This is a genomic window from Pseudothermotoga sp., from assembly GCA_025060105.1.
GTDB lineage: Bacteria > Thermotogota > Thermotogae > Thermotogales > DSM-5069 > Pseudothermotoga_A.
This window is the reverse complement of sequence record JANXCS010000009.1, coordinates 58,322-65,909: the sequence shown is the minus strand read 5'-3', so window position 1 is coordinate 65,909 and position 7,588 is coordinate 58,322. Positions and strand designations below refer to the sequence as shown.

The 7,588-nt window shown below is 42.6% G+C and carries 7 protein-coding genes; all 7 read right to left on the bottom strand.

Annotation, left to right across the window (positions count from 1 at the left end; genetic code table 11):
- On the bottom strand, nt 1–123 hold a 123-nt coding region (locus NZ875_08660), incomplete at its 3' end, for a flagellin (GenBank protein MCS7175805.1).
- 476 nt (nt 124–599) lie between these two features.
- Nucleotides 600–782, bottom strand: coding sequence for a hypothetical protein (locus NZ875_08655; GenBank protein MCS7175804.1), 183 nt, complete (start codon nt 780–782; stop codon nt 600–602).
- A 22-nt stretch (nt 783–804) separates the two neighbouring features.
- Nucleotides 805–1,308, bottom strand: coding sequence for a class I SAM-dependent methyltransferase (locus NZ875_08650; protein ID MCS7175803.1), 504 nt, complete (start codon nt 1,306–1,308; stop codon nt 805–807).
- A gap of 6 nt (nt 1,309–1,314) precedes the next feature.
- Complete coding sequence (locus NZ875_08645) at nt 1,315–2,676, bottom strand: glycosyltransferase (protein MCS7175802.1); 1,362 nt, start codon at nt 2,674–2,676, stop codon at nt 1,315–1,317.
- Between the two features lie 522 nt (nt 2,677–3,198).
- Nucleotides 3,199–4,293: a tRNA 4-thiouridine(8) synthase ThiI gene (gene thiI, locus NZ875_08640; protein ID MCS7175801.1), complete on the bottom strand. Its 1,095-nt coding sequence runs from the start codon at nt 4,291–4,293 to the stop codon at nt 3,199–3,201.
- Nucleotides 4,293–5,213, bottom strand: a complete 921-nt coding sequence (locus tag NZ875_08635) for an alpha/beta hydrolase (protein MCS7175800.1) — start codon at nt 5,211–5,213, stop codon at nt 4,293–4,295. The genes thiI and NZ875_08635 overlap by 1 nt, the downstream gene beginning before the upstream one ends.
- Before the next feature lie 2 nt (nt 5,214–5,215).
- Nucleotides 5,216–7,588 (bottom strand): phenylalanine--tRNA ligase subunit beta, encoded by a 2,373-nt coding sequence (pheT, locus tag NZ875_08630; GenBank protein ID MCS7175799.1) that lies wholly within the window; start codon nt 7,586–7,588, stop codon nt 5,216–5,218.

Genomic DNA, 7,588 nt, shown 5'->3' with positions numbered 1-7,588 from the left:
GTCTCCAGCTCTGTTGATCCTAAGACCTGAAGAGAGTTTCTCGAGCGTTTTGCTCATCGAATACTGTGTTTCGCTCATGCTCCTCCAAGCGTTCAACGCGTTGATGTTGTGGTTTATACGCATCTTCACACCTCCCTGTAACCTTCACCGCCTCCCTGGCGGTGATCACTCTTTCACCCACGGGCCCATGGGCTTTCACTATGTATATCGGCAGGGAGGTTGAAGATTTTAGAGATCGACGAATTTGAGGAGTCTACCAACCTGTTAAAATCATTCAACTTTTGGAGAAAGATTTCGCATCTATTATTTTATTTTTATTTTGAATTGCTCAATGGAAAACTAATCGCTTCACTCTAGGTTCAAAAATCGTCTTTGAAAATATGTCTTTAGAAACTCCAAGAAGGATACGTTGAGCTGTGTCAACACTCGTTCACCTTGCAAGTCGCGAGGAAGAATAATTCAGGCATTGGCGATGAAATTAAACACAAGCGAGAAAATCAAATCTAAAGTATAGTGAATGTAAATTGTGTTTTTTGATGTATGAATAAAATCTGAACTAAAGGTATGCGTTTTGGATTCTGGATACTGCACTTGTAAAATTAGAAGCTACAAACCAAAACTATATCATCTCTCAAAATTGCGATCTTTGAAACCAGGTACCAATAGTCTTGATTGTGATAGCTTTGTACCATGTAAAGATTCTGAATCTTATAGCCAGCCGTTATGGCGATCTTCATCAGGGTGTACGGTGTGAACCAGTATTTGTGATCTGAGTTTATCACTTCTAACCCTTTTAAAGCAAGTTCAAAATTGCTGATTCTGAAGGCGTTGGGAGTCGTAATGATCACTGAATTTACTAGACCGAAGAGCTTTTTTTCTCAAGCTAGTGAGAAATCGTACAGGGTCGTTAATGTGCTCTATGACTTCTCCAAGCAAAGCATAATCCCAACGTGCAGATCGAATCTCGGTTGGAAGATCAGCCTCCACGATATCCAAGCAAAACACGTTCGGAATGGACAGTTTCTCTCGGGCAAATTCCACAGCTTCACAGTCGATGTCTATACCCACACACTCTTGCGATATTTCGATCAATCTTTTGTGTAGCCATGTATTGTTCTCAATCTTTCTCATAATGAGGTCTTTATGATCAGCAAATCCAATGTGAATAACGGTTTTGTTTTTCAAAAGTTTTTCTAAAAGTTCAAATCGTGTCAAGTATGGTTGATCTGGTATTTGAAGATGTAAACCTGCTGAAAAAGCTTTACCTTCGAGAAAATCAAGCAGAGAGGGTTGATTTTTCTCAACCATTGCGAGTCACCTCTGTGAACACAGCAAACTTGAAATTCGATGGATCTGTTTTTCGATCGAATGACTTTCTTCTATGAATTTTCGATATGATTCTGAACCATAATCGGTTAGTTTTGTCACTATCTCGTCTAGGAAGTTGTATATTAGCTCTTTTGGCCACTGCGTTTTTGCACCTGCATAGTTATGAATAATTGGTTTGATACCTCTCGCCATGGCTTCCATGATATTGTAAGGATGGCCTTCATGAATGCTTGTTGAAAGGAGATAATTCTTGTCTTCTAGGAATGTTTCTATATTTTTTACAAAACCGTACAGCTTCACATTTCTTTCAAGGCCAGCGTCTTTGATGAAGTGTTTAAAGTAATTTGCATAGCGAATTTCTTGAAAATCTCCTGCGATGTGAAGAGTGTACCTTTCATCCAATTTTTTAAGCATACCAATGACTTGCAACCACATGGCAGGATCTTTTTTGTGATTTATATGTGCAACGATGGCTAAGTTATAACCAGGCGAGTGCACTTTGAAGGAGAATTTGTTCAGATCGACTCCGTTAGGAATTATAATGATCTTGTCACACACTTCCTTGTAAATCTGCGAATGATAATCTTCAAGGATATCACGCATGTGATCGGCGACCAGAATGAGCACATCGATGTTTCGCCAGTTTATTTTTTCTGGATAACCTGCCAAGGCTTCGTAACTGTGCAATCTACACAGAATTTTCTTGTCACCTTTGCTCAATTTGTTCGTTATCTCCACGGCCATCTCGTTGGCCCATTCGAGCCAGACGATGTCGGACCAGTTGTACGCCTCCACGATCTGTTTGCTGTCGGTCGTCACGACCAATTTCACATCGTATATGTTCGAAAGTATGTCAGCGATGTCCTTTATGAAGTTGTCTAAGCCAGGCAAACAAAAAATGGCAAGTTTTTCAGATCTTTTGTATTGATCCTTCGCCTGCTGGTACTTTTCTTTCATCTGTGGAAGATTTGAAAGTTCCGCAGCTTTCCTGTAGTAGTGGATAGTCATTGCAAAATTGTTTTGTCTCAGCTGTGTATCACCGAGCATGTCGTAAACTTCCCAAGTTTTTTGTTTGATCCTCGTCAGATAACGCCACGATTCAAAATAATCGTGATTTTCGAAAAGAACTTTTGCATAGTTGAACAGTGTATCGTCGTGCGTAGGATCGATCTGGAGAGCTTTTTTGAAATTGTCCATAGCTTCGTCGAGTCTACCTTCATGATAAAAAATGATGCCCAGCACGTTGTATCGATCCACGTCCGAATCGATCTTGTCTACAAACTGCTTTGCTTTTTGAAAGTCCCCACGCTGAATGAATGTTGCAATTTCTTGCAAAATTTGATCCATTTGCTTTCCTCCAATAAAATCATTTTTTAAAGACTAGGAAAATTCCGAGAGCTGGCCACTTCAATTTGAGGAAACTGACAAGGTGAATCTCCACCAGAGTGGAACAGTTCTAGTGAGATCAAAGATGGTTGGGGAGAATGTTCTTTGCACTTCGACCTTCTTTAAGAATTTCGCCGAGTCATTTTTAACCATTTCGCGGATATTTTTCTAAGATTTTTGCTTCTGAAAAGCAGCTCAAAAGATCTTTGTTCTTTCCAAAGATGAATCTTTGAATGGCTAGATGTTTTTCAAAATTCCTGTCGAGCCCGTCAACGTTTGCACCGAGTGCGACATCTAACCTCTAGTAAGTTTCGATTCAACGTAAACGGGTGCTGTTTGTCAATTGTATGCTCTATTTCCTTCTGGGAAAGTTTCCCAACAGAGTTTATCCTCGATATCGATACCGTACTTTTTTGAACCATACTCTTTAGCTTGGGAATACCGCTTGTTAGTATTTAATTACACTTAATGGCACTTCGAAGTTCAGATCTGTTTTGGCCACAGACCTTCGGCTATCAAGTTTTCAATGATTTTTTTAAATCCGTTTGGAGATCCTCGTGTGACAACGGAACGAGGTCTGAATGGGCAGACGTGTCTTGCTACCTTTGTGAAGATATCGAAGGTGCCAATCTGTCTAGCGATCTTCACCGTTTCATCTTTGTCCATGCCTATCAGTGGTCTGTAAATAGGAACGTTCACAACACTCGATTCCAAAAAGAGGTTTTCCAAGGTTTGGGAAGCTACTTGTCCGAGCGAATCACCCGTGACGATCCCAAAAGCCGATTTTTCTCTCGCGATTTGTTCGGCTTTTTTGAGCATTAAAGCTTTGCAAAGAACGCACGTCCATTCTCTTTTTCTCAATTTTTCAAGCTCAGCGATGTACGGTGAAAAATATTCGGTGTGATCGACAACTATGAGTTCGATGGGTTCAGAGGAATAATCATTCAGAACTTCGATCATCGATCTGGCATGTTCTGCATGACCTTGGTCGAAGTGGATTGCTGTCAATTCGACACCTCTTTTGAGCATCAAGAACCCTGCCACTGGTGAATCGATGCCGACACTCATCATCAGAACCAATCTTCCTTGTGTGCCGGCAGGAAGGCCACCTACACCCTTCAATGTTTCGAAAAACACATAAGCTTCTCCTTCGATCATTTCGATACCTATAACGAGTTCTGGTTTTTCTAAATCTACTTTCCATCCAAATTTTTGAACGATGAAAGCTCCGATTTCTTCGTTGATCTGCTGTGAATTTTTATGAAAGCCTTTCGCGATCCTTCTAGCCTCTATCTTGAACGAAGAAGGATTGAAGTTCTTCAGTTGTTCGTATAGAAAGTTTGACACCTCTTCGTACTCCATTTTCCAAGCTGGTGAAACAGAAACGACACCAGGTACCTTCTTCACAAACTGTGCAGCTTGGTGGGGTGCATCAACGATCAATCTACCTTGAGTGATATGAATTTTAGCTTCAAACCCATGACGCTTTAAAACGTTTTTTATACACTCAATCAACTTCCTTTGAAATTCGCCTCTGTTCTTGCCTTTGAGTGCTAGTTCTCCGTAGCGAACTAAGATCAGATCAACTCACCTCGAAGGAGAAAATCGAGTGATTTTCTCAGAATGTAGTGTCTCAAAAAGTAAGAAGATCTGTGTCCTACTGGTAAAGACACACGTCGAGCGTTTGGTAGAAGCTCAAACAAACGGTCTGAACTCTCAGAGACGATGATTTTGTCGAACATGCCTTTGAAGAACAGTATCGGTTGATCTACAAATTTCGCGTATGAAATTGGATCGTAATGAAAACAAATTGGTTGAAGTTGAAAGATCTCTTCGATATTCTTGAGCGATGAAATTTTTTCAAGCGAGGCTGATCTGTTCTTGATACACGTTTCTTCATCTCCGCATCCGTATTCGTTGCTGAAGTTCAAATAGTCTTTTCTGAGTTGTTCTGTGCGCGATGAGTGCCAGTTGATCCATCGCCAATCTCCACCTGTGAAAGCTAGGATACCTTTTTTCAATCTCTTATCGACTGCGAGGGCCATCGTTGCGATCATACCGCCGAAGCTGAACCCCATGATCGCTTTGGGAAGGTTCGATTTTCTATCAACATAATCTAGAGTTCTGAGTACATCTTTCACAGCTTGATGAAACCTCACAACGCAGTGATTCGGAGAGGTCGAAAAGAAAGGCTCTCCCCCCCGCCAATCTTTGGGTGCACGGAACCAATGGTAAGGAAGAATGAGAAAATACGTATTGATTTTGTGTTTTTTGAACCTTTCGGCGAACCAGAGGAGATAAGGGATATTTCTATTACCGATACCATGGATGAAAACTAAATTCAACTTCGGCTCTTCCGCGATGAATTCGTACACGTACACACGGTTTGACTCTTCGACATCTGTCTCATAAACGGCGTCGAAAGAAACGAGGTTGAAATTGAGAAAAGTTTTCTTCTGCAGATTGAAAGGCTTGTTTCTATCGTACTCGAACGGCATGGTTAAAATCTTCGTTTCACATTGAACTTCTCTTCAACTTGGTTGATGGTCTTTTCGAACAGCTCGTTCACTTCCTCATCGGTGAGCGATCTGTCTGGAGCACGGTAGATGGCGTAGAAGGTTACGCTCACAGTTCCTTCAGGAATACCCTTACCTGTGTAAACATCGCTCACGCCGACCCGTTCAACGAACTGGTGCGATTCTTTCAAAAATGCAAGTATGTCCACCGCCTTGCTCCCCACAGGCAAAAGTAAAGAGATATCCCTTCTCACGAATGGGAACATGGCTGGCGTAAAGACTGTTCTGAAAGGTTTATAACAATTGAAGAGTGTTTCCATGTCCAGCTCGGCGAAATAAACCTCACCTTTGAAATCGTACAGTTCGTTGAACTTGCGAGATAACATACCGATCACTCCAACTTGTGAACCGTTGAGGTATACGAGGGCACTCCTGCCTGGCGTGAGCCAATCTATCTTCGCTGGCTCAAATTCGAAATTTAAGTTCAAATGCCTACCGATTTCCTCAATTACACCTTTTAACCAAAGCAGAGATACTTGTCTTGTGTCGGTGTAATCGTCTTCTTCAAGCTTTCCAGAGGCTATCATGCCAAGTTTTTCACATTCGAGTGTCACGTTTCTCACACCGTAGACCTTGGCAATTTCGAAAAATTTCACATCCTTGTTCTGCCTTCTGATGTTGTAAGCTACGCAATCGATGAGTCCAAACAACAGTGAAGGTCTCAAACAGTCCATATCCTCAACCATGGGGTTGTCGAGCATCAAAGGTTCTTGATTCGTAGTTTGCTTAACCAGTGAAGATTTGCAGAATGAAAGGTTCACCACTTCGTTGAAACCGCAAGCGAGCATCAGTTGTTTTACCCTGCGTCTGAACTTTTGATAGTCGCTCCAGCCACCAGCCAGTGTGAGGACACGCGGAGCCTCACTCTTTATCTTTTCATAACCGAAGATTCTGCCGATTTCCTCTATGAGATCTTCCTCGATCGATATGTCTGGTCTGTGCGTTGGGGCAAGCGCGCTCCAACCGTTCGGTGTTTGCTGAACTTCCATACCAAGTTTTTCAAGTATTCGTTGAACTTGACCATCTGGCACGTTCATACCGAGAACTCTTTGAAGTCTTTCTCTCCTCAGTTTCACAGTTCTTCGCTCTATTTTTTTAGGATAAACGTCCACGAACCCTTCCGCACTCAATCCACCTGCCACCTGCTGAATCGTGCTGATCAAAATTTTCATCACGTAGTTCGCATCGTTCGGGTCCACACCGCGCTCGAACCTATAGGAAGCGTCGGATTTTATGTTCAAAGCCTTGACGGTTTTTCGGATTCTCACTGGATCGAAATAAGCCACTTCCAAAAGGAGTTCCCTTGAAGTTTGGGAGACGCCAGAACCGTGTGCACCCATTACACCACCAACTGCGAGGATGTTTTCACCATCCGTGATGAGTGTTTCGATGCCGTTGAGCTTGTAGAGTTTTTCATCCAGTAGGATCACTTCTTCTCCTCGCTTGGCACATCTGACAATTATTTTTCCACCCCTCACCTTGTTGTAATCGAAGACATGCACAGGATGTCCCGTGAGCAACATCACGTAGTTCGACGCATCGACAACGTTGTTTATGGGCCTAATTCCACAAGCCATAAGCCGTCTTTTCATCCAGATGGGGCTATCTTTGACGATGACGGATTTTATATAACCGGCACAGTATCTCGGACAACCATCGAGATCTTCTATCTGAACCGAAACGAATCTTTCCACAGGTTCATTGAAAACTTTCAGGTTCGGTGTCGGCAATCTAAGTTCTTTATCGAGGAGCACAGCCACCTCACGCGCGATACCAACCATACCTAAGCAATCTGGTCTGTTGGGCGTGATGTCCAGATCAAAGACAGGTTCGTCCAACTTCCAGTGTTTGATCAAATCTGTTCCCGGTTCGATCTTTTCATCTATCAGATAGACCCTTTCAGATCTTTCTTCCAATCCGAGTTCTTGGAGTGAACACATCACCACTTCAGAAAGAACGCCTTTTATGTTCGTTTGACGGACCTCGGTTCCATCGGCGAATTTCGAACCAGGAAAAGCTATCGCGACCGTGCTGTTTTCTTTCACGTTCATGTCCGAGGTGATCGTTGTGTGGTGAGAAGTGCCATCGAAAACTTTGCATACTTTCAGTTTTTCTGCGTTTGGATGTGGATAAGTTTCGACCACCAGAGCGGAAACGAACTTTCCTGAAGCGAATGGGTTGAAGATTCTCTCCACGCTTACGCCTGCCATCGTGAGTCTGTGTGCGAGTTCTTCAACACTCAGATCTATGTCGACGAGTTCTTTGAGCCATTCGAATGGTACCAGCACGAGGATCAC